The sequence below is a fragment of the Shigella flexneri 2a str. 301 genome (assembly GCF_000006925.2).
Taxonomy (GTDB): domain Bacteria; phylum Pseudomonadota; class Gammaproteobacteria; order Enterobacterales; family Enterobacteriaceae; genus ECMA0423.
In genome coordinates, this window is record NC_004337.2 from 2,161,003 (window position 1) to 2,184,278 (window position 23,276).

A 23,276-nucleotide genomic window follows, 5' to 3' on the forward strand; every position below is an offset into this window, starting at 1 on the left:
CATGCTTGACAACTTAATAGGGGCACGTTACCTCACCGGGCTTGGCACCATTACCGCCGCTAATACTGTTACGGTGCGCAGCCGCGTGGACGGTCAACTGATGGCGTTACATTTCCAGGAAGGCCAGCAGGTCAAAGCAGGCGATTTACTGGCAGAAATTGACCCCAGCCAGTTCAAAGTTGCATTAGCACAAACCCAGGGCCAACTGGCAAAAGATAAAGCCACGCTTGCTAACGCCCGCCGTGATCTGGCGCGTTATCAGCAACTGGCAAAAACCAATCTCGTCTCCCGTCAGGAGCTGGATGCCCAACAGGCGCTGGTCAGTGAAACCGAAGGCACCATTAAGGCTGATGAAGCAAGCGTCGCCAGCGCGCAGTTGCAACTCGACTGGAGCCGCATCACCGCACCAGTCGATGGTCGCGTTGGTCTCAAGCAAGTTGATGTTGGTAACCAAATCTCCAGTGGTGATACCACCGGAATTGTGGTGATCACCCAGACGCATCCTATCGATTTAGTCTTTACCCTGCCGGAAAGCGATATCGCTACTGTAGTGCAGGCGCAAAAAGCCGGAAAACCGCTGATGGTAGAAGCCTGGGATCGCACCAATTCGAAGAAATTAAGTGAAGGCACGCTGTTAAGCCTCGATAACCAAATCGATGCCACAACCGGTACGATTAAAGTGAAAGCACGCTTTAATAATCAGGATGATGCGCTGTTTCCCAATCAGTTTGTTAACGCGCGCATGTTAGTCGACACCGAACAAAACGCCGTAGTGATCCCAACAGCCGCCCTGCAAATGGGCAATGAAGGCCATTTTGTCTGGGTGCTGAATAGCGAAAACAAGGTCAGCAAACATCTGGTGACGCCGGGCATTCAGGACAGTCAGAAAGTGGTGATCCGTGCAGGTATTTCTGCGGGCGATCGCGTGGTGACAGACGGCATTGATCGCCTGACCGAAGGGGCGAAAGTGGAAGTGGTGGAAGCCCAGAGCGCCACCACTCCGGAAGAGAAAGCCACCAGCCGCGAATACGCGAAAAAAGGAGCACGCTCCTGATGCAGGTGTTACCCCCGAGCAGCACAGGCGGCCCGTCGCGCCTGTTTATTATGCGTCCTGTCGCCACCACGCTGCTGATGGTGGCGATCTTACTCGCCGGGATTATCGGTTATCGCGCCCTGCCCGTTTCGGCGCTGCCGGAAGTGGACTATCCGACCATTCAGGTGGTCACGCTCTACCCAGGTGCCAGCCCGGATGTCATGACCTCTGCCGTTACCGCGCCGCTCGAACGCCAGTTCGGGCAGATGTCTGGCCTGAAACAGATGTCGTCGCAAAGTTCCGGCGGTGCGTCAGTTATCACTTTGCAGTTCCAGCTAACATTACCGCTCAATGTCGCCGAGCAGGAAGTGCAGGCCGCGATTAACGCTGCGACCAACTTGTTGCCGAGCGATCTGCCTAACCCGCCGGTTTACAGCAAAGTGAACCCGGCAGATCCGCCGATCATGACGCTCGCCGTCACCTCAACCGCCATGCCGATGACGCAAGTGGAAGATATGGTGGAAACCCGCGTCGCGCAGAAAATCTCGCAGATTTCCGGCGTCGGCCTGGTGACGCTTTCCGGCGGTCAGCGTCCGGCTGTTCGCGTCAAACTTAACGCTCAGGCGATTGCCGCCCTCGGCCTGACCAGCGAAACCGTGCGCACCGCCATTACCGGCGCTAACGTTAACTCGGCAAAAGGTAGCCTCGACGGCCCTTCCCGTGCGGTCACGCTTTCCGCGAACGACCAGATGCAATCCGCCGAAGAGTATCGCCAGCTAATCATCGCCTACCAGAACGGCGCGCCAATTCGTCTGGGCGATGTCGCAACTGTAGAGCAAGGTGCAGAAAACAGCTGGCTCGGCGCGTGGGCGAACAAAGAACAGGCCATTGTGATGAATGTTCAGCGCCAGCCCGGTGCTAACATTATCTCCACCGCCGACAGCATTCGGCAGATGCTGCCACAGCTCACTGAGAGTCTGCCGAAATCGGTGAAGGTGACAGTGCTTTCCGATCGCACCACCAATATCCGCGCATCCGTCGATGATACTCAGTTTGAATTGATGATGGCTATCGCGCTGGTAGTCATGATTATCTACCTGTTTTTGCGCAATATTCCGGCGACCATCATTCCCGGTGTTGCTGTACCGCTGTCGTTAATCGGCACTTTCGCGGTTATGGTGTTTCTCGATTTTTCAATCAATAACCTGACACTGATGGCTTTAACTATCGCCACCGGATTCGTGGTCGATGACGCCATCGTGGTGATCGAAAACATTTCCCGCTATATCGAAAAAGGCGAAAAACCGTTGGCGGCGGCGCTCAAGGGCGCAGGTGAAATCGGCTTTACCATTATCTCGCTGACCTTCTCACTGATTGCGGTGTTGATCCCACTGCTGTTTATGGGCGATATCGTCGGGCGACTGTTCCGCGAATTTGCTATTACCCTGGCGGTAGCGATTTTGATCTCAGCGGTGGTGTCGCTGACCCTGACACCGATGATGTGCGCGCGGATGCTCAGCCAGGAGTCGTTGCGTAAACAGAACCGCTTCTCCCGTGCCTCGGAAAAAATGTTCGACAGGATAATCGCCGCCTATGGTCGTGGACTGGCGAAAGTGCTGAATCATCCGTGGCTGACCTTAAGCGTGGCACTCAGCACGCTGCTGCTTAGCGTGCTGCTGTGGGTGTTCATTCCGAAAGGTTTCTTCCCGGTACAGGACAACGGCATTATTCAGGGCACTTTGCAGGCACCGCAATCCAGCTCCTTTGCCAATATGGCCCAGCGACAACGCCAGGTCGCGGACGTGATTTTGCAGGATCCGGCAGTGCAAAGCCTGACCTCATTTGTTGGCGTTGATGGCACTAACCCGTCGCTGAATAGTGCACGTTTACAAATCAACCTCAAACCGTTGGATGAACGTGATGATCGGGTGCAAAAAGTCATCGCCCGTCTGCAAACGGCGGTAGATAAAGTGCCGGGCGTCGATCTCTTCCTGCAACCAACGCAGGACCTGACCATCGATACTCAGGTCAGCCGCACCCAGTACCAGTTTACCTTGCAGGCCACGTCACTGGATGCGCTCAGTACCTGGGTGCCACAGTTGATGGAAAAACTCCAGCAACTGCCACAGCTTTCTGATGTCTCCAGCGACTGGCAGGACAAAGGGCTGGTGGCGTATGTCAATGTTGATCGCGACAGCGCCAGCCGTCTGGGGATCAGCATGGCGGACGTCGATAACGCCCTGTACAACGCGTTTGGTCAGCGACTGATTTCCACTATTTATACTCAGGCTAACCAGTATCGCGTGGTGCTGGAGCACAATACCGAAAATACCCCAGGCCTCGCGGCGCTGGATACCATTCGCCTGACCAGCAGCGACGGTGGCGTGGTGCCGTTAAGCTCAATTGCCAAAATTGAGCAGCGTTTTGCGCCGCTTTCCATCAACCATCTGGATCAGTTCCCGGTAACAACCATCTCCTTTAACGTGCCGGATAACTATTCGCTGGGCGATGCGGTGCAGGCGATTATGGACACCGAAAAGACGCTGAATCTGCCGGTGGATATCACCACGCAATTCTAGGGCAGCACCCTCGCCTTCCAGTCGGCGCTGGGCAGCACTGTCTGGCTGATTGTCGCGGCGGTGGTGGCGATGTATATCGTGCTCGGCATTCTGTACGAGAGCTTTATTCACCCGATCACCATTCTCTCGACGCTACCCACCGCAGGGGTCGGCGCGCTGCTGGCATTAATGATTGCCGGTAGCGAACTGGATGTGATTGCGATTATCGGCATTATTTTGCTGATCGGTATTGTGAAGAAGAACGCCATCATGATGATCGACTTCGCGCTGGCTGCTGAGCGCGAGCAAGGCATGTCGCCGCGCGATGCAATCTACCAGGCTTGTCTGTTGCGTTTTCGTCCGATCCTGATGACCACCCTGGCGGCTCTGCTTGGCGCGCTGCCGCTGATGTTGAGTACCGGGGTCGGCGCGGAACTGCGTCGTCCGTTAGGTATCGGCATGGTCGGCGGTCTGATTGTCAGCCAGGTGCTGACGCTGTTCACCACGCCGGTGATTTATCTGCTGTTCGACCGCCTGGCATTGTGGACCAAAAGTCGCTTTGCTCGCCATGAAGAGGAGGCGTAAGTGAAGTTTTTTGCCCTCTTCATTTACCGCCCGGTGGCGACGATTTTACTGTCGGTCGCCATTACCCTGTGCGGCATACTGGGTTTCCGTATGCTGCCGGTCGCCCCGCTGCCGCAGGTCGATTTTCCGGTGATTATGGTCAGCGCCTCGCTGCCCGGTGCGTCGCCGGAGACAATGGCGTCTTCCGTTGCCACGCCGCTGGAGCGCTCACTTGGGCGCATTGCCGGGGTTAGTGAAATGACCTCCAGCAGTTCGCTCGGCAGCACGCGCATTATTTTGCAGTTTGATTTTGACCGGGATATCAACGGCGCAGCGCGTGATGTGCAGGCGGCGATCAACGCTGCACAAAGTTTGCTGCCCAGCGGGATGCCCAGCCGCCCGACCTATCGCAAAGCGAACCCGTCGGATGCGCCAATTATGATCCTCACGCTGACATCCGATACTTATTCGCAGGGTGAACTGTACGATTTCGCCTCGACGCAGCTGGCTCCGACGATTTCGCAAATCGACGGTGTCGGTGATGTCGATGTCGGTGGCAGCTCGCTGCCCGCCGTGCGCGTCGGGCTGACCCCGCAGGCGCTGTTTAATCAGGGCGTGTCGCTGGACGACGTACGCACTGCCATCAGCAATGCCAACGTGCGTAAACCGCAGGGGGCGCTGGAAGATGGCACTCACCGCTGGCAGATCCAGACCAACGATGAACTGAAAACCGCCGCTGAATATCAGCCGCTGATTATTCACTACAACAACGGCGGCGCGGTTCGTCTGGGCGATGTGGCGACGGTGACTGACTCAGTGCAGGATGTGCGCAACGCCGGGATGACCAACGCCAAACCGGCTATTTTACTGATGATCCGCAAACTGCCGGAAGCCAATATTATCCAGACGGTAGACAGCATCCGGGCAAAATTACCAGAGTTGCAGGAGACCATTCCGGCGGCGATTGATCTGCAAATTGCCCAGGATCGCTCCCCCACCATTCGCGCCTCGCTGGAAGAAGTCGAGCAAACGCTGATTATCTCGGTGGCGCTGGTGATTCTGGTGGTCTTTTTATTCCTGCGCTCGGGTCGCGCCACTATTATTCCCGCCGTTGCGGTGCCGGTTTCGCTGATTGGTACGTTTGCGGCGATGTACCTGTGCGGATTCAGTCTCAATAATCTTTCGCTGATGGCGCTCACCATTGCTACTGGTTTCGTGGTGGATGACGCCATTGTGGTGCTGGAAAACATTGCCCGTCATCTGGAAGCGGGGATGAAACCACTACAGGCCGCGCTGCAAGGTACTCGCGAAGTCGGCTTTACGGTGCTGTCGATGAGTCTGTCACTGGTGGCGGTGTTCCTGCCGCTGCTGTTGATGGGCGGATTGCCGGGCCGACTGTTACGCGAGTTTGCCGTGACGCTTTCTGTCGCCATTGGTATTTCGTTGCTGGTTTCCCTGACGCTAACGCCAATGATGTGCGGCTGGATGCTAAAAGCCAGCAAGCCGCGTGAGCAAAAGCGACTGCGTGGTTTTGGCCGCATGTTGGTAGCCCTGCAACAAGGCTACGGCAAGTCGCTGAAATGGGTGCTCAATCATACCCGTCTGGTGGGCGTGGTGCTGCTTGGCACCATTGCGCTGAATATCTCGATCCCGAAAACCTTCTTCCCGGAGCAGGACACCGGCGTACTGATGGGTGGGATACAGGCGGATCAGAGTATTTCGTTTCAGGCGATGCGCGGCAAATTGCAGGATTTCATGAAAATTATCCGTGACGATCCGGCAGTGGATAATGTCACCGGCTTTACCGGCGGTTCACGAGTTAGCAGTGGGATGATGTTTATCACCCTGAAGCCACGCGACGAACGCAGCGAAACGGCGCAGCAAATTATCGACCGTCTGCGCGTGAAGCTGGCGAAAGAACCGGGGGCGAATCTGTTCCTGATGGCGGTACAAGATATTCGCGTTGGTGGGCGTCAGTCGAACGCCAGCTACCAGTACACGTTGTTATCCGACGACCTGGCGGCACTGCGCGAATGGGAGCCGAAAATCCGCAAAAAACTGGCGACGTTGCCGGAACTGGCGGACGTGAACTCCGATCAGCAGGATAACGGCGCGGAGATGAATCTGGTTTACGACCGCGACACCATGGCACGGCTGGGAATCGACGTACAGGCCGCCAACAGTCTGTTAAATAACGCCTTCGGTCAGCGGCAAATCTCGACCATTTACCAGCCGATGAACCAGTATAAAGTGGTGATGGAAGTGGATCCGCGCTATACCCAGGACATCAGTGCGCTGGAAAAAATGTTCGTTATCAATAACGAAGGCAAAGCGATCCCGCTGTCGTATTTCGCTAAATGGCAACCGGCGAATGCCCCACTATCGGTGAATCATCAGGGATTATCGGCGGCCTCGACCATCTCGTTCAACCTGCCGACCGGAAAATCGCTCTCGGACGCCAGTGCGGCGATCGATCGCGCAATGACCCAGCTTGGTGTGCCTTCGACGGTGCGCGGCAGTTTTGCCGGCACGGCGCAGGTTTTCCAGGAGACGATGAACTCGCAGGTGATCCTGATTATCGCCGCCATCGCCACGGTGTATATCGTGCTGGGTATCCTTTACGAGAGTTACGTACATCCGCTGACGATTCTCTCCACCCTGCCCTCGGCGGGCGTTGGAGCGCTGTTGGCGCTGGAGCTGTTCAATGCCCCGTTCAGCCTAATCGCCCTGATAGGGATCATGCTATTAATCGGCATCGTGAAGAAAAACGCCATTATGATGGTCGATTTTGCGCTTGAAGCCCAACGGCACGGTAACCTGACGCCGCAGGAAGCTATTTTCCAGGCCTGTCTGCTGCGTTTTCGCCCGATTATGATGACCACCCTGGCGGCGCTGTTTGGCGCGCTGCCGCTGGTATTGTCGGGCGGTGACGGCTCGGAGCTGCGGCAACCCCTGGAGATCACCATTGTCGGCGGTCTGGTGATGAGCCAGCTCCTGACGCTGTATACCACGCCGGTGGTGTATCTCTTTTTCGACCGTCTGCGGCTGCGTTTTTCGCGTAAACCTAAACAAACGGTAACCGAGTAAATGACAGATCTTCCCGACAGCACCCGCTGGCAATTATGGATTGTGGCTTTCGGCTTCTTTATGCAGTCGCTGGACACCACCATCGTAAACACCGCCCTTCCCTCAATGGCGCAAAGCCTCGGGGAAAGTCCGTTGCATATGCACATGGTCATTGTCTCTTATGTGCTGACCGTGGCGGTGATGCTGCCCGCCAGCGGCTGGCTGGCGGACAAAGTCGGCGTGCGCAATATTTTCTTTACCGCCATCGTGCTGTTTACTCTCGGTTCACTGTTTTGCGCGCTTTCCGGCACGCTGAACGAACTGTTGCTGGCACGCGCGTTACAGGGCGTTGGCGGTGCGATGATGGTGCCGGTCGGCAGGTTGACGGTGATGAAAATCGTACCGCGCGAGCAATATATGGCGGCGATGACCTTTGTCACGTTACCCGGTCAGGTCGGTCCGCTGCTCGGTCCGGCGCTCGGCGGTCTGCTGGTAGAATACGCGTCGTGGCACTGGATCTTTTTGATCAACATTCCGGTGGGGATTATCGGTGCGATCGCCACATTGATGTTAATGCCGAACTACACCATGCAGACGCGGCGCTTTGATCTTTCCGGCTTTTTATTGCTGGCGGTTGGCATGGCGGTATTAACCCTGGCGCTGGACGGCAGTAAAGGTACAGGTTTATCGCCGCTGGCGATTGCTGGCCTGGTCGCAGTTGGCGTGGTGGCACTGGTGCTTTATCTGCTGCACGCCAGAAATAACAACCGCGCCCTGTTCAGTCTGAAACTGTTCCGCACTCGTACCTTTTCGCTGGGCCTGGCGGGGAGCTTTGCCGGACGTATTGGCAGTGGCATGTTGCCCTTTATGACACCGGTTTTCCTGCAAATTGGCCTCGGTTTCTCGCCGTTTCATGCCGGACTGATGATGATCCCGATGGTGCTTGGCAGCATGGGAATGAAGCGAATTGTGGTACAGGTGGTGAATCGCTTTGGTTATCGTCGGGTACTGGTAGCGACCACGCTGGGTCTGTCGCTGGTCACCCTGTTGTTTATGACTACCGCTCTGTTGGGCTGGTACTACGTTTTGCCGTTCGTCCTGTTTTTACAAGGGATGGTCAACTCGACCCGTTTCTCCTCCATGAACACCCTGACGCTGAAAGATCTCCCGGACAATCTGGCGAGCAGCGGAAACAGCCTGCTGTCGATGATTATGCAATTGTCGATGAGTATCGGCGTCACCATCGCCGGGCTGTTGCTGGGGCTTTTTGGTTCGCAGCATATCAGCGTCGACAGCGGCACCACACAAACCGTCTTTATGTACACCTGGCTTAGCATGGCGTTTATCATCGCCCTTCCGGCGTTCATCTTTGCCAGAGTGCCGAACGATACGCATCAAAATGTAGCTATTTCGCGGCGAAAAAGGAGCGCGCAATGAAGTTCTGGCGACCCGGTATTACCGGCAAACTGTTTCTGGCGATTTTCGCCACCTGCATTGTCTTGCTGATCAGTATGCACTGGGCGGTGCGTATCAGTTTTGAGCGTGGCTTTATTGATTACATCAAACACGGCAATGAACAGCGATTACAGCTGTTAAGTGATGCGCTTGGCGAGCAGTATGCGCAGCATGGTAACTGGCGCTTCCTGCGCAACAACGATCGCTTTGTCTTTCAGATCCTGCGTTCATTTGAACACGATAATTCGGAAGATAAACCCGGCCCGGGTATGCCGCCGCACGGCTGGCGTACCCAGTTCTGGGTGGTCGATCAAAACAACAAAGTACTGGTTGGTCCGCGAGCGCCGATTCCACCTGACGGTACACGGCGACCCATTCTGGTCAACGGTGCGGAAGTGGGCGCGGTGATTGCCTCCCCTGTTGAGCGGCTGACCCGCAATACTGATATCAATTTCGATAAACAACAGCGGCAAACCAGCTGGCTGATCGTCGCCCTGGCAACGTTACTCGCGGCGCTCGCCACCTTTCTGCTGGCGCGCGGTTTGCTGGCACCGGTAAAACGACTTGTCGATGGCACGCACAAACTGGCGGCGGGCGATTTCACTACCCGCGTAACGCCCACCAGTGAAGATGAACTGGGCAAACTGGCGCAAGACTTCAACCAGCTCGCCAGCACGCTGGAGAAAAACCAGCAAATGCGGCGCGATTTTATGGCCGATATTTCTCACGAACTGCGTACGCCATTAGCGGTGCTGCGCGGTGAACTGGAAGCCATTCAGGATGGCGTGCGCAAATTCACGCCGGAGACGGTGGCGTCTTTACAGGCGGAGGTCGGTACACTGACCAAACTGGTTGACGATCTTCATCAGTTGTCGATGTCTGATGAAGGCGCTCTCGCCTATCAAAAAGCACCGGTAGATTTGATCCCACTGCTGGAAGTGGCGGGCGGCGCATTTCGCGAACGATTCGCCAGCCGTGGCCTGAAACTGCAATTTTCCCTGCCAGACAGTATCACCGTATTTGGCGATCGCGACCGTTTAATGCAGTTATTCAATAACTTACTGGAAAACAGCCTGCGCTACACTGACAGCGGCGGCAGCCTGAAAATCTCTGCCGAGCAGCACGACAAAACGGTGCGCCTGACCTTTGCCGACAGTGCGCCAGGTGTCAGTGACGATCAGCTACAAAAATTGTTTGAACGTTTTTATCGCACCGAAGGTTCCCGCAACCGCGCCAGCGGCGGTTCCGGGCTGGGGCTGGCGATTTGCCTGAACATTGTTGAAGCCCATAATGGCCGCATTATTGCCGCCCATTCGCCTTTTGGCGGGGTAAGCATTACAGTAGAGTTACCGCTGGAACGGGATTTACAGAGAGAAGTATGACCGAGTTACCAATCGACGAAAACACACCGCGTATTTTGATCGTGGAAGATGAACCGAAGCTGGGGCAGTTGCTCATTGATTATCTGCGTGCTGCGAGCTATGCGCCGACGCTTATCAGCCACGGCGATCAGGTACTGGCGTATGTGCGCCAGACACCACCGGATCTGATCCTGTTGGATCTGATGCTCCCTGGCACCGATGGCCTGACATTATGCCGGGAAATTCGTCGTTTTTCCGATGTTCCGATCGTGATGGTGACGGCAAAAATCGAAGAGATCGACCGCCTGCTGGGGCTGGAGATTGGCGCCGATGACTACATCTGCAAGCCGTACAGCCCACGGGAAGTGGTAGCGCGTGTCAAAACCATTTTGCGCCGTTGTAAACCGCAACGCGAACTTCAGCAACAGGATGCCGAAAGCCCGTTGATTATCGACGAAGGTCGTTTTCAGGCTTCATGGCGCGGTAAAATGCTTGACCTGACGCCTGCGGAATTTCGTCTGCTTAAAACGCTCTCTCACGAACCAGGAAAAGTGTTCTCCCGCGAGCAATTGCTCAATCATCTTTATGACGACTACCGCGTAGTAACCGACCGCACCATTGACAGCCACATTAAAAATCTGCGCCGCAAGCTGGAATCTCTCGACGCCGAACAGTCATTTATCCGCGCCGTTTACGGCGTTGGTTACCGCTGGGAAGCCGACGCCTGCCGCATCGTTTAGTTTTAGCGACATTACTTTGTTAGCCGGAGATGGCGTTCAGACCCGATCCGGCAACATTATTCCACGCATGGTCAGCAAACTGACATTATCTCTCCGCCCTGGCAGGCATCAGAAAATCGCTCATACTTTAATCAGTAAACAGCACCTTTAGATGCTGTTTTCGATAAGCAATTTCAATCAAGGAGTCATTATGGCTGGTTGGTTTGAACTCAGTAAGAGCAGTGATAATCAGTTCCGGTTTGTGCTAAAAGCGGGCAATGGTGAGACTATCCTCACCAGCGAGCTGTATACCTCAAAAGCCTCTGCGGAAAAGGGCATCGCGTCGGTGCGTAGCAACAGCCCGCAAGAAGAGCGCTATGAGAAAAAAACGGCAAGCAACGGCAAATTCTATTTCAATCTGAAAGCCGCTAATCATCAAATTATCGGCTCCAGCCAGATGTACGCCACCGCGCAATCTCGTGAAACCGGAATTGCCTCCGTTAAAGCCAATGGCACAAGCCAGACGGTGAAAGACAATACGTAATTACGATGCCGGGCGTGGGTTGTTGGCGTCCGGCGCTTTACCAGATCCCCCCTACAGCGCTACAATGCCCGCCCTTAAAGTGGGGGCCTCCCCTAACCGCTTCATCAGGTGAAGCGGATCTGACCTGTCATCAGAACGAGAGAATTATGTTTAAACCGGAACTCCTTTCCCCGGCGGGAACGCTGAAAAATATGCGTTACGCTTTCGCTTATGGCGCAGATGCTGTTTATGCGGGCCAGCCGCGTTACTCCCTACGTGTGCGCAACAACGAATTCAACCACGAAAATCTTCAGCTCGGCATCAATGAAGCCCACGCGCTGGGGAAAAAGTTTTATGTCGTGGTCAACATTGCACCGCACAACGCCAAGCTGAAAACCTTTATCCGTGACCTGAAACCGGTGGTGGAAATGGGGCCGGATGCGCTGATTATGTCCGATCCAGGGCTGATTATGCTGGTGCGTGAGCACTTCCCTGAAATGCCGATCCACCTCTCGGTGCAGGCTAACGCCGTGAACTGGGCGACGGTGAAATTCTGGCAGCAAATGGGACTGACCCGCGTGATCCTCTCTCGCGAGCTGTCGCTGGAAGAGATTGAAGAGATCCATAATCAGGTGCCGGATATGGAGATCGAGATCTTCGTTCACGGCGCACTGTGCATGGCCTACTCCGGTCGCTGCCTGCTCTCTGGCTATATCAACAAGCGCGACCCGAACCAGGGCACCTGCACCAACGCCTGCCGCTGGGAGTACAACGTCCAGGAAGGGAAAGAAGATGACGTTGGCAACATCGTACACAAGTACGAGCCGATTCCGGTGCAAAATGTTGAGCCGACGCTGGGTATCGGCGCGCCAACCGACAAAGTGTTTATGATCGAAGAAGCCCAGCGTCCGGGCGAGTATATGACCGCGTTTGAAGATGAGCACGGCACTTACATCATGAACTCGAAAGATCTGCGCGCCATCGCCCATGTAGAACGCCTGACCAAAATGGGCGTGCATTCGCTGAAAATCGAAGGTCGTACCAAATCTTTCTACTATTGCGCACGCACCGCACAGGTTTACCGCAAAGCTATCGATGACGCCGCTGCGGGAAAACCGTTCGATACCAGCCTGCTGGAAACTCTGGAAGGTCTGGCGCATCGTGGCTATACCGAAGGTTTCCTGCGTCGTCATACTCACGACGATTATCAGAACTACGAATACGGTTATTCAGTTTCTGACCGCCAGCAGTTTGTTGGTGAGTTTACCGGTGAGCGCAAGGGGGACCTCGCAGCGGTAGCGGTGAAAAATAAATTCTCCGTTGGCGACAGTCTTGAGCTGATGACGCCGCAAGGCAACATTAACTTTACCCTTGAGCACATGGAAAACGCCAAAGGCGAAGCTATGCCGGTCGCACCAGGCGATGGTTATACTGTGTGGCTCCCGGTCCCGCAGGATCTTGAGCTAAATTACGCGCTGCTAATGCGTAATTTCTCCGGGGAAACCACGCGTAACCCCCACGGTAAGTGATTAATTTCGATTATTTTTCCCGGATGGAAAATTCTTAGAAACCGATCACATACAGCTGCATTTATTAAGGTTATCATCCGTTTCGCTGAAAAACATAATCCATAAAATGCTAGCTGTACCAGGAACCACCTCCTTAGCCTGTGTAATCTCCCTTACACGGGCTTATTTTTTGTACATAAGCTGTAAAGAAGGATTGATCCCTGATAACCGTCTTCCATTGACCACATCGATAGAATCCCCCTTCATAGCACAATGCCTTTCACGTAACGGTATCGTGCTCGCCCAGGTTCCGGCTACGCACAGCCAGAACGCGCATGTTTGACGCTTACAAAAAAATATTCTCACTCTCCACATTTGAATGTCAGACGAGCGACGCCATGTAATCCTGCACCTTCTGTCTTCAGGTCAACTATCTGCATTTTTTTGCCCTGAGTAACACAGAAATGGGCTGCATCATTTTTTACTATATTTTCTGCACCAGATATTCTGCCCCTGGCTAAAGAAGCTTCGGCTTCGGTGTAGTATTGGTTATCGAGTTTACGCTGAATATTACTTTTATATGCAAGACCAAATTTACCGATACTTGTTTCATCATTATGCACAGCACAACCAGATATAAGAAAAATACTAATTAATGATATAGCAGCTATCTTTTTCATCTCACCTTCCCCCATTAAATACCAACGACACTCTCTAGTGTTTAAATATAATAATGGCATGATTATTATAATTGAATAGGATTATAATAAATGTTCTGTACAACATTTCCTACATAAGTAGGAATTACGGACATTGAGGCCCTTCAGGGTAACTCCATGGGGGCTTTAATATATTATATTGAAGATGCCACTGTTTAGTTGAATATTAGGTATATGCTCTTTTTTGAAATTTATCGGTGGCAGCCGTTAGTATTCGCTGTCCCCATTGCAAGCTCCTGGTGGTAACCACTGAATCCTCCATACTTGAACTGACTTTTTATCCTCCGACTTTCATCCTGTTCTGACTCCACCTTTTGTTTTCTGCTCTACACTATCTACAGACCAATCATAAAGGCACATACGATCATGGCAGAATTTCCCGCCAGCTTACTGATTCTTAATGGTAAAAGTACTGACAATCTACCCTTGCGCGAAGCAATTATGCTGTTGCGTGAGGAAGGAATGACGATCCATGTGCGGGTCACCTGGGAGAAAGGTGATGCCGCACGATTTGTAGAGGAGGCCCGGAAGTTGGGCGTCGCAACGGTGATTGCCGGTGGTGGCGATGGCACCATTAATGAAGTTTGTACGGCGTTGATTCAGTGTGAGGGGGATGACATACCCGCGCTGGGAATTTTGCCATTAGGAACCGCCAATGATTTTGCCACCAGTGTAGGGATTCCTGAGGCACTGGATAAGGCGCTGAAACTGGCAATTGCCGGTAATGCCATTGCGATAGATATGGCGCAGGTCAACAAACAAACCTGTTTTATTAATATGGCGACAGGCGGATTTGGGACGCGTATTACCACAGAAACGCCGGAAAAATTAAAAGCCGCGCTGGGTGGCGTCTCTTACATCATTCATGGCTTAATGCGCATGGATACTCTGCAACCGGACCGTTGTGAAATCCGCGGTGAAAACTTTCACTGGCAAGGTGACGCCCTGGTCATTGGTATTGGTAACGGGCGTCAGGCCGGTGGCGGTCAACAATTGTGCCCGAACGCGTTAATTAACGATGGCTTGCTGCAACTGCGCATTTTTACCGGCGATGAAATTCTTCCGGCTCTCGTATCAACCTTAAAATCTGACGAAGATAACCCGAATATTATCGAAGGCGCTTCGTCGTGGTTTGATATACAAGCCCCACACGAAATCACTTTTAATCTTGATGGCGAACCGTTGAGTGGGCAAAACTTCCATATTGAAATACTTCCGGCGGCGTTGCGTTGTCGATTACCACCAGATTGTCCATTATTGCGTTAATCAAACTATTCTCTCTTGAACCAGGGAGAATCCGTAATGCCGGATGCGGTGTAAACACCTTATCCGGCATACAGAACAATACTACACCGTAATTAATTTTACCCGTGTCTTCTGCAATGCCAATTTATCCACCTCTGACACAGCATCATCGGTAACAATAATGTCAATTTTTTCGATTGGCAGTACCTGATTAAAACCGCGACGATTAAATTTCGATGAATCGAGAACGGCAATCACTTTATTTGCGGCGGTGACCATCGCCCCGCTAATCGAATAACCTTCATTAAAGGTCGTAATACCATTAACCGCATCAATACCATCAGCACCGACAAACATTAAATCGGCATTAATATCCTGCAATGAACGCTCGGCAATGGAACCATGCATCGAGCGCGTTTTATGGCGGACCGTGCCACCACAGACGACCAGAGTAATGTCTTTATTTTCGGAAAGGGCAAACGCTGCCGGGAGACTGTTGGTAATCACCGTGATATTTTTAGCGGTCATTAATCCTTCGGCGATAAGCATTGTGGTACTTCCGCTGTCGAGAATAACGGTCATCCCTTCATGGATCATTTTGACTGCCGCCTGCGCTATTCTGTTTTTTGGCGCGCTGGCGAGCTGAAATCGCTCTTTAAACCCGACTTCCTGGGTCTCGGTTTCACTATTACCGGACATTATTTTCGCCGCACCGCCATGAAAGCGCGTAACCACGCCTTTTTGTTCGAGAAAGCGCAAATCGGCACGGATTGTCGCTTCCGAGGCAGCAAATACTCCCGCCAGATCCTGAACAAGCACGGTTCCCTGTTCATTCACTAATTGGATGATCTTATTCCTTCGCTCGAATGAATTCATCGTCATTTACCCATATTCAATTGTGGCTAGTGTAAACGAAGGGGGACCATTGGTGAATGATCTGTTTTGCACAATACCGGGCCAGCATCACGCTGGCCCGCGGTTTCATGGAATGAGCAACACTTTGCCCTGCATGGCATTACGAGCGATGTCACGCACCGCCTGGGTGAAGCTTTCAAAGCTTCCACGGTGAGCGATTAATGGCTCCAGGCTTAACTTACGTTCTGTCAGCAACCGGCTCGCCGTTTCCCACTCCTGCCCCGGCCAAGGGCTGGAATAGTTCATCCAACTGCCGATAACCGTCAGCTCTTTACGCAATATTTTGCCAAACGTTGCCGATGTTAAATGCAGATCCTGATGCAACGTGCCCACCAGCGCCAGTTGGGCATGAGGACCGGCAATCTCTACCGCCAGTTCGACAGTTTGCGGTACGCCAGCCGTCTCGAGGATAAGCTGATTAAAGCGCAGTTCGCGTAAAACGCTCTGCATTTGCGGCGCGCTCATTTCGCTACTGTTAAATGTTTGCATCGCACCGAAAGATTTTGCCAGTGCCAGTTTTTCTGAGCTAATGTCGATCGCCGTCACACTCTTTGCTCCCAGCGCGACAGCGCACTGAATAGCCAGCAGGCCAATGGTTCCGGCACCAATAATAATAACGTTTTTATTCTCACAACCTTGCGCTAAATGAAAAGCATGCAGGCCAACGGTAATCGGCTCAATAAAAGCCCCATCCTCAATAGGCATATCCGTGGGTAGAGCAAAGACATTTTTTCGCTTAACGACAATATATTCAGCAAATCCACCATCACGCCGCGAGCCAATAAAATCATATTTTGCGCACTGGGAATAAAACCCTTTCAAACACTCTGGACAAGTAAAACAGGGTAATAACGGCACACAGGCAACCGCATCGCCAGGGTGTAAATCATCAACACCGGATCCCACCGCATCAATATAGCCGCTAAATTCATGGCCTAACGTTATTGGATAATAATGTGCACCATTTTTAAATATCCTGGGTAAATCGGAACCACATAAGCCCGAGCTGGCAATTTTTACCCGCACCTCATCCTGATGTTTAATTTCAGGAATGACGCTTTTTGCAACGCGCACGATACCATCAGTATCATTCACTACTGATTTCATAAAAACTCCTGATTGTTGGTAATGACTCCAACTTACTGATAGTGTTTTATGTTCAGATAATGCCCGATGACCTTGTCATGCAGCTCCACCGATTTTGAGAACGACAGTGACTTCCGTACCAGCCTTGCCAGATGTTGTCTCAGATTCAGATTATGTCGCTCAATGCGCTGAGTGTAACGCTTGCTGATAACGTGCAGCTTTCCCTTCAGGCGTGATTCATACAGCGGACAGCCATCCGTCATCCATACCACGACCTCAAAGGCCGACAGCAGGCTCAGAAGACGCTCCAGTGTGGCCAGAGTGCGTTCACCGAAGACGTGCGCCACAACCGTCCTCCGTATCCTGTCATACGCGTAAAACAGCCAGCGCTGACGTGATTTAGCACCGACGTAGCCCCAATGTTCGTCCATTTCAGCGCAGACAATCACATCACTGCCCGGTTGTATGCGCGAGGTTACCGACTGCGGCCTGAGTTTTTTAAGTGACGTAAAACCGTGTTGAGGCCAACGCCCATAATGCGTGCACTGGCGCGACATCCGACGCCATTCATGGCCATATCAATGATTTTCTGGTGCGTACCGGGCTGAGAGGCGGTGTAAGTGAACTGTAGTTGCCATGTTTTACGGCAATGAGAGCAGAGATAGCGCTGATGTCCGGCAGTGCTTTTGCTGTTACGCACCACGCCTTCAGTAGCGGAGCAGGAAGGACATCTGATGGAAATGGAAGCCACGCAAGCACCTTAAAATCACCATCATACACTAAATCAGTAAGTTGGCAGCATTACCCTGATTGTTAAGGGGGATAACCTCCCCCTCAGGTAAAAATTATTCTGCGAGAACGGCTTTCTCTTGTTTAGTAAAACCACGCGCTCTACGCCAGGTCATGAAAATACCGGTCAGATAAATTGCGCCGATAATAATGAAACCGGGAATATTTTGCGGGGAGAAAACCTGAATCAGTAACCAGGTAATGGGAGAACCGCCCTGATCCATTGAAGCCACCATACCCCCGGCTTTTAACGCCCCAGCATTAGCCGCCGGTTGGGTGTGCAAACCAATAGTTTGCGTCGCGATCCACAGGGTGATGCTCATAATGATGACACCCGAGATTAAGGTGCGGAACAGATTTCCACGATGCACCGCGACCGCCATCGCCACGAAGAAGCCGATAGTGGCAAGATCGCCAAACGGCAGTACCTGATTACCCGGAACACAAACAGCAATTAAAATGGTGAGCGGAATAAAAATCAGGCTTGCCGATACCACCGCCGTATGCCCCAGCAGTAATGCGGGATCCAGGCCAATCAGGAACTCCTGACCGCCGAACTTCGCCTGTAAACGACTACGGGCCTGCTTAGCGATGGGCGTTAAACCATCCATGATGGGTTTAATCATCCGTGGCATCAGCAGCATAACTGCCGCCGTTTTTACCGCCAGCTGCAATACACCTTTGACATCGTAACCCGCGAGGATGCCGATAATCAGCCCCATCACAAAACCCACGGTGACAGGTTCGCCAAAAGGGCCAAATTTGCGCTGAATATCGTCGGCGCTAAATTTAATTCGGTTAACGCCTGGGATTTTCTCGATGATAGCATCGACCAGCACCGCAATCGGCCCCATATACGCCGACGTACCGTGCGGAATAGCAATACCTTCCAGCTCAAAGAAATTTCGGGTATCGCGGGCAAACCAGTCGCCGAGCTTATAAACAAACGCCGCGTGAATTACCACACCCGCCATCCCTATCATCCATGAACCGGTTGCCAGGTGCAGCAACGCGCCGGTGAAGGTCATATGCCAGATATTCCAGATATCAACATTTACCACCCGCGTCATACGGGTCAGTAACATCGCCACGTTAACCAATATCGCAATCGGAATCGCCACCAGCGCAATTTGCGACGCCCAGGTCATTGGTGAAGAGCCCGGCCAGCCGACATCGACCACATGCAGATTCAGGTCGAAATTTTCCGCCATCGCTTTCGCCGCCGGACCAATGGAATCCAGCATTAAGCCAATCACAAGGCCAATGCCAACAAAGCCAATCCCGATATGCAGACCCGCTTTAAAGCAATCGCCTGCCTTCATGCCTAATATTTTAGAAAAAATAATGATGACAACCGGCAGCATCACTGTAGGGCCGAGGTCGAGAATATAACGCATGACTTCTGAAAACATAGGTCATCCCTGTAAGATAGTCAGAATTTTATTTTGTAATGCTTCGATACCGACACCAGAAACAAAAGGCATGCCGTGAACTAACGGAATATCGCCAAAACTACGATCCACCCTGGCAGTGGTACATATCAAATGCACACCATCCATATAGGTTTCTATTTCATTAACCCGACACTGGATTAATTCAACAGGAATATTATGACTCTGACACAACTCTTTAATTTCTTCCGCCGCCATCGTAGAGGTCGCAACCGCGCCTCCGCAAGCGACAATAATCTTGCGTTTCATAAATAGTCCTTTTTATTGTTACAGAGGGATTTATTCGTCTGAATCTAAAACATACTTTGTGAAGTATTCCTTTAACTGAGTTTCAGGAAGAGTAATTAGTGTCTCGACGATATCGGGCTGTTGTAACTTGCCAAATAAACAGCGTAAAAGTTTCAATTGCTGCTGCGGATTTTCCACAATCAACGCAATAACCAACGATACCGCCACGTCGTTATCATCATCCGCTTGCTGAAAATGAACTTTATTTGTTGGCCTTAACAGATAAATGGCTGACGACTTAGCATGAATCGCCTCACAATGCGGTATTGCAATGGCGTGCTGCTCAAGCATTATCCCGGTAGGGAATTCTGCTTCTCTGGCAATTAATGCCTGTGGCCAGGTATCATGAACCACACCTTTCGCGAGCATCTCATTACCGATATAGGTTAAAACTTCGCTACGATCGACAAAAGAAATTCCGCTACGAACAAACAGGTTAGTCATATACCGTCCTTATTCCGCACAGCCGTAGCGATAGGCGCGCAAAACATCATAAATTTTATTCATAATAAGCTGATGCGGCATTGCTGATAATTCCCCGGACTGAATGCGTTCAAATTGTTTGGGAAGATACTGACTAATCATGCCCAGTGGGATGTCCACGCCTTGCAGATTCACCATCATCGTTTCAACGCTATTTTTAATCCGACTATGCGGCCAGTAATAACGAATACGATCCGACAGGCTGTAACGAATATCCAGTAATGAATCGTTAAAACCCGTGCGATAATATTTTTTCCAGTATTGCGGTTCGTCGAGCATCACTTCTTCAATTACCGCCAGGCAACCGCTGCGATTTTCGGGGGCGATAAGTTCCTGCTCAATTTGTGCCAGTGCAAATATCGCCTCGCGTAAAGCAAAGGTTAATGCGGGACCGACTTTCAATATTGCAAAGTGATCGCGGACTAATTCCCAATAAGCCGTCCGGGTCTGGTAATCGGTAGAATGTGCTTCATAAACCATTCGGGTGTTTTCTATCCATTGCGCCAGCGCCTGCGCTTCCTGCGGCTGATAATGGATAATATTGCTGTGATCAAATTCCACACCCGGCTGCACCACGATGGCAATCACACGTGTTAACGCCTCTGTCAGCCCACGGGCAATAAAGGCCTTTTGATGCGTACGTAAAGTATTGGCGGCATCTTCAACATGGGTGATGTGTACTGACTGAATGGCGCTGGCCTCACCGCCCGGAACCGGAACTTCAGTGCCAATGACATAGCTCAGTTGCTCACGCTGGCAATCTGTCGCCACACTTTCCGCAGCAAAGCAAAGCACAGCAGCTCGTTCCGCAACCGTTTCTGGTGCTAACGGTATGGTATCCCCCGCGCAGGACATTGACGCATCAAGATGAATTTTACTGAAGCCAGCACGAACATATGCTTTTACCAGCTCGACGGATTTTTCCATCGCCGCATCCGCATTTTCTTGCTGCCAGCAGTTTGGTCCCAGATGATCGCCGCCGAGAATAATGCGTTCGCGTGCAAACCCAACTTTATCGGCAATCGTAAAAACAAATTCGCGAAAGTCTGCCGGTGTCATTCCGGTATAACCGCCAAATTGATTGACCTGGTTTGACGTTGCTTCAATCAGCACTTTGCGCGTGCTGTTGCGATCAAATGCCAGCGCCGCTTCGATAACCAACGGATGGGCAGAACAGACTGAACATATGCCGATATGTTCACCAGCTTTATGCCGGGCAATTAACGTTTTCATGTTTTTTCCTTGTTAAATGGCAGGTGCGTTATGCCCTGCCCTCGCAGCCACAATCGGCAATCACTTTGCTCACCACATCGCGCATTGCGGATTTAGCCGACTGCAAATAATCCCGGGGATCGGTCGCTTCGGGGTGCTCGGTCAGGTAATTTTTTAACGACTGCAAGAAGGCATTTTTCAGCTCCGTTGCAACGTTGATTTTGCATATCCCCAGTTTGATGGTTTGCTGAATATCCTTAGTCGATAATCCTGACGCGCCATGCAGCACCAGCGGTAAGTTCACCCACTGGCGAATGTTCTCCAGTCGAGAAAAATCAAGCACCGGTGCGCTGGCATACATACCGTGAGCCGTGCCGATGGCGACCGCCAGGGAATCAATCCCGGTTGCCTCGGCAAATTCACGCGCCTGTGCGGGGTTGGTGTACAACGCATCGACTTCATTGACTTGCACATCATCTTCCTGGCCGCCAAGTTGCCCCAGCTCCGCCTCGACGCTGACATCAAAGCGATGGCAAAAATCCACCACCTCTTTGACCCGTGAAATATTTTGCGCAAAAGGCAAATGCGAGGCGTCAATCATGACTGAGCGCACGCCAGAACGAACCTTCTGAGCGATATCGTCAAATTTCGTGTGATGGTCGAGATGAATTGCCAGTGGATGGTGATATTGCTTCGCCATCGCGCTGACCAGCGCCAACAGATTTTCTGTACCAGCATGAGTAAATGTGCCAGGCGTTCCGGCGATGATGACCGGCGCATGCAGGTTGGCAGCGGTTTCCACCACCACTTGCATCGTTTCGAGATTGTGAATATTGAATGCCGGAACCGCATAACCGCCGCGCTGTGCGTTGTTCAGCATCTGCTTTGTCGATACCACGTACATTTTCATATCTTGTCGTTTGCTTTCGATTTCAAAATATAATGAAATTATTTGCTTTTAAATGTCGAGATAATGATCGCAAAAACAACAATATGAAAATTGTTCGAGGAGTGAAAGGCAAAAAAACGGCCTCCCGATAGGGAAGCCGTAGCAAAGTGCGCGTGTTTTTATGCCGGATGCGGTGTAAACATACGTGGCAGTGCTATGTAGGCATGATAAGACGCTTCCGCGTCGCATCAGGCATAGGTTGCCGGATGCAGTGTAAACGTCTTATCCGTCCTACGGGGTGGTGCTGTTCGTATGAGGCGTATCAGGCAATAGTAATTTTGCTATCGAGATAAACGTCCTGCACGGCATTAATCAGTTTCACGCCGTCAGCCATCGATTTCTTGAACGCCTTACGTCCAAGAATCAGCCCCATTCCGCCTGCGCGTTTGTTGATAACCGCAGTACGCACTGCATCGCTGAGGTCAGTTTCACCGCCTGCAGCACCGCCGGAGTTTATCAACCCAGCCCGGCCCATATAGCAGTTAGCTAACTGATAACGCACCAGATCAATCGGGTTTTCGCTGGTTAACTTGCTGTACACGCGATCGTCGGTATAACCGTAATTAATCGCTTTATAGCCGCCGTTATTTTCCGCCATTTTTTGTTTGACGATATCTGCACCTATGGTTGCCGCCAGATGGTTCGCCTGACCAGTCAGGTCGGCGGAAACATGGTAATCAACGCCATCTTTCTTAAAGGCGGAGTTTCGCAAATAGGCCCACAGCACTGTCACCATGCCCAGCTCGTGCGCGCGTTCAAAGGCCGCAGAAATTTCTTCAATCTGGCGACGTGACTCTTCCGAGCCAAAATAGATAGTCGCACCAACCGCCACCGCGCCCATGTTGAAGGCCTGCTCCACGCTGGCATACAGCGTTTGATCGTAGGTATTCGGGTAACTTAGCGTCTCGTTGTGATTAAGTTTGACGAGAAATGGAATGCGATGCGCATAGCGCCGCGATACCGACACCAACACGCCGTAAGTTGATGCCACACAGTTACAGCCCGCTTCGATCGCCAGTTCAACAATGTTTTTCGGGTCAAAGTAGAGCGGGTTAGCAGCAAATGAAGCTCCGGCAGAGTGCTCAACGCCCTGGTCAACCGGCAGAATAGAAAGATATCCTGTGCCAGCCAGACGCCCGGTGTTGTACAACGTCTGCATATTACGTAACACCGCTGGCGGGCGATTATTGTCAATCATCACGCGGTCTACGTAGTCATGTCCGGGGAGATAAAGCTGGTCAGAAGGAATAGTCATACAACGGTGCTGTAAAAGGTTGTCGGCGTCTTTGCCAAGCAACTGCGCAATATCTGTCATTACTATGCTCCCGTAAATTCCGATTCAAGGGGAAGTT

At 52.1% G+C, this 23,276-nt stretch carries 19 protein-coding genes, 2 pseudogenes and 4 other annotated features (1 of these 25 running past the window's edge); of the genes and pseudogenes, 9 read left to right on the forward strand and 12 right to left on the reverse strand.

The features are described from left to right. Positions 1 to 26, reverse strand: a mobile genetic element; it reaches 1,343 nt to the left of the window's first position. The 8 genes and pseudogenes from SF2139 to yegQ all read left to right on the forward strand — a co-directional run bounded on the left by SF2139 (position 2) and on the right by yegQ (position 12,808). Next, positions 2 to 1,054, forward strand: coding sequence for an acriflavin resistance protein AcrA-like protein (locus tag SF2139; protein NP_707967.1), 1,053 nt, complete (start codon positions 2 to 4; stop codon positions 1,052 to 1,054). Its footprint overlaps the feature before it by 25 nt. Beyond that, positions 1,054 to 4,176: a sequence feature (Similar to Escherichia coli K12 conserved hypothetical protein gi: 1788390 (1041 aa). BLAST with identity of 98% in 1041 aa. This CDS contains an in-frame stop codon. The sequence has been checked and is believed to be correct.), on the forward strand. (Overlaps the previous gene by 1 nt.) Then, positions 1,054 to 4,176: pseudogene (yegN, locus tag SF2140) on the forward strand. It overlaps the preceding feature by 3,123 nt. Before SF2139 ends, yegN begins: the two are co-directional and overlap by 1 nt. Continuing rightward, a complete protein-coding gene (yegO, locus tag SF2141) occupies positions 4,177 to 7,242 on the forward strand; it encodes a multidrug efflux system subunit MdtC (protein NP_707968.1) in 3,066 nt (1,021 codons plus the stop codon). Beyond that, positions 7,243 to 8,658: a transporter gene (gene yegB / locus SF2142; protein ID NP_707969.1), complete on the forward strand. Its 1,416-nt coding sequence runs from the start codon at positions 7,243 to 7,245 to the stop codon at positions 8,656 to 8,658. Continuing rightward, complete coding sequence (gene baeS / locus SF2143; RefSeq protein NP_707970.1) at positions 8,655 to 10,058, forward strand: signal transduction histidine-protein kinase BaeS; 1,404 nt, start codon at positions 8,655 to 8,657, stop codon at positions 10,056 to 10,058. The genes yegB and baeS overlap by 4 nt, the downstream gene beginning before the upstream one ends. After that, positions 10,055 to 10,777, forward strand: coding sequence for a DNA-binding transcriptional regulator BaeR (gene baeR, locus SF2144; RefSeq protein ID NP_707971.1), 723 nt, complete (start codon positions 10,055 to 10,057; stop codon positions 10,775 to 10,777). The genes baeS and baeR overlap by 4 nt, the downstream gene beginning before the upstream one ends. A gap of 151 nt (positions 10,778 to 10,928) precedes the next feature. After that, positions 10,929 to 11,300: a hypothetical protein gene (locus SF2145; RefSeq protein ID NP_707972.1), complete on the forward strand. Its 372-nt coding sequence runs from the start codon at positions 10,929 to 10,931 to the stop codon at positions 11,298 to 11,300. Positions 11,301 to 11,446: 146 nt separating this feature from the next. After that, positions 11,447 to 12,808: a protease gene (gene yegQ, locus SF2146; protein NP_707973.2), complete on the forward strand. Its 1,362-nt coding sequence runs from the start codon at positions 11,447 to 11,449 to the stop codon at positions 12,806 to 12,808. Positions 12,809 to 13,012: 204 nt separating this feature from the next. Then, positions 13,013 to 13,162 (reverse strand) — a sequence feature (Similar to Escherichia coli K12 conserved hypothetical protein gi: 1788400 (89 aa). BLAST with identity of 94% in 49 aa. This CDS has been truncated. The sequence has been checked and is believed to be correct.). Here the strand turns inward: yegQ and SF2147 are convergent. Then, positions 13,013 to 13,162 (reverse strand): annotated as a pseudogene (locus SF2147). It overlaps the preceding feature by 150 nt. Continuing rightward, on the reverse strand, positions 13,150 to 13,527 hold the full coding sequence (locus SF2148; RefSeq protein NP_707974.1) for a hypothetical protein: 378 nt from the start codon (positions 13,525 to 13,527) through the stop codon (positions 13,150 to 13,152). Before SF2148 ends, SF2147 begins: the two are co-directional and overlap by 13 nt. Positions 13,528 to 13,872: 345 nt before the next feature. Between SF2148 and SF2149 the strand changes: the two genes are divergently transcribed. Further along, positions 13,873 to 14,772: a lipid kinase gene (locus SF2149; RefSeq protein ID NP_707975.1), complete on the forward strand. Its 900-nt coding sequence runs from the start codon at positions 13,873 to 13,875 to the stop codon at positions 14,770 to 14,772. A gap of 81 nt (positions 14,773 to 14,853) precedes the next feature. Here the strand turns inward: SF2149 and gatR are convergent, their stop codons facing one another. The 10 genes from gatR to SF2159 all read right to left on the reverse strand — a co-directional run bounded on the left by gatR (position 14,854) and on the right by SF2159 (position 23,239). Then, positions 14,854 to 15,633 carry a galactitol utilization operon repressor gene (gatR, locus tag SF2150; RefSeq protein ID NP_707976.1) on the reverse strand — a complete coding sequence of 260 codons (780 nt, stop codon included), beginning with the start codon at positions 15,631 to 15,633 and terminating at the stop codon, positions 14,854 to 14,856. Positions 15,634 to 15,732: 99 nt separating this feature from the next. Further along, on the reverse strand, positions 15,733 to 16,773 hold the full coding sequence (gene gatD / locus SF2151; RefSeq protein ID NP_707977.1) for a galactitol-1-phosphate dehydrogenase: 1,041 nt from the start codon (positions 16,771 to 16,773) through the stop codon (positions 15,733 to 15,735). Positions 16,774 to 16,790: 17 nt separating this feature from the next. Continuing rightward, positions 16,791 to 17,558, reverse strand: a mobile genetic element. Further along, the gene (gene insB, locus SF2152) at positions 16,806 to 17,201 is read right to left on the reverse strand and encodes an insertion element IS1 protein InsB (RefSeq protein ID NP_707978.1); all 396 of its coding nucleotides are present in this window, start codon (positions 17,199 to 17,201) and stop codon (positions 16,806 to 16,808) included. Its footprint overlaps the feature before it by 396 nt. Beyond that, positions 17,228 to 17,503 (reverse strand): insertion element IS1 protein InsA, encoded by a 276-nt coding sequence (gene insA / locus SF2153; RefSeq protein NP_707979.1) that lies wholly within the window; start codon positions 17,501 to 17,503, stop codon positions 17,228 to 17,230. It lies within the feature at positions 16,791 to 17,558. A gap of 39 nt (positions 17,559 to 17,597) precedes the next feature. Next, the gene (gene gatC / locus SF2154; RefSeq protein ID NP_707980.1) at positions 17,598 to 18,953 is read right to left on the reverse strand and encodes a PTS system galactitol-specific transporter subunit IIC; all 1,356 of its coding nucleotides are present in this window, start codon (positions 18,951 to 18,953) and stop codon (positions 17,598 to 17,600) included. 3 nt (positions 18,954 to 18,956) lie between these two features. Beyond that, positions 18,957 to 19,241 (reverse strand): PTS system galactitol-specific transporter subunit IIB, encoded by a 285-nt coding sequence (gene gatB / locus SF2155; protein ID NP_707981.1) that lies wholly within the window; start codon positions 19,239 to 19,241, stop codon positions 18,957 to 18,959. A 30-nt stretch (positions 19,242 to 19,271) separates the two neighbouring features. Further along, the gene (gene gatA / locus SF2156) at positions 19,272 to 19,724 is read right to left on the reverse strand and encodes a PTS system galactitol-specific transporter subunit IIA (RefSeq protein NP_707982.1); all 453 of its coding nucleotides are present in this window, start codon (positions 19,722 to 19,724) and stop codon (positions 19,272 to 19,274) included. A gap of 9 nt (positions 19,725 to 19,733) precedes the next feature. Continuing rightward, positions 19,734 to 20,996 (reverse strand): D-tagatose-1,6-bisphosphate aldolase subunit GatZ, encoded by a 1,263-nt coding sequence (gene gatZ / locus SF2157; RefSeq protein NP_707983.1) that lies wholly within the window; start codon positions 20,994 to 20,996, stop codon positions 19,734 to 19,736. 28 nt (positions 20,997 to 21,024) lie between these two features. After that, on the reverse strand, positions 21,025 to 21,879 hold the full coding sequence (gene gatY, locus SF2158; protein NP_707984.2) for a tagatose-bisphosphate aldolase: 855 nt from the start codon (positions 21,877 to 21,879) through the stop codon (positions 21,025 to 21,027). 307 nt (positions 21,880 to 22,186) lie between these two features. Further along, complete coding sequence (locus SF2159) at positions 22,187 to 23,239, reverse strand: fructose-bisphosphate aldolase (protein ID NP_707985.1); 1,053 nt, start codon at positions 23,237 to 23,239, stop codon at positions 22,187 to 22,189. Positions 23,240 to 23,276 lie beyond the last annotated feature (37 nt).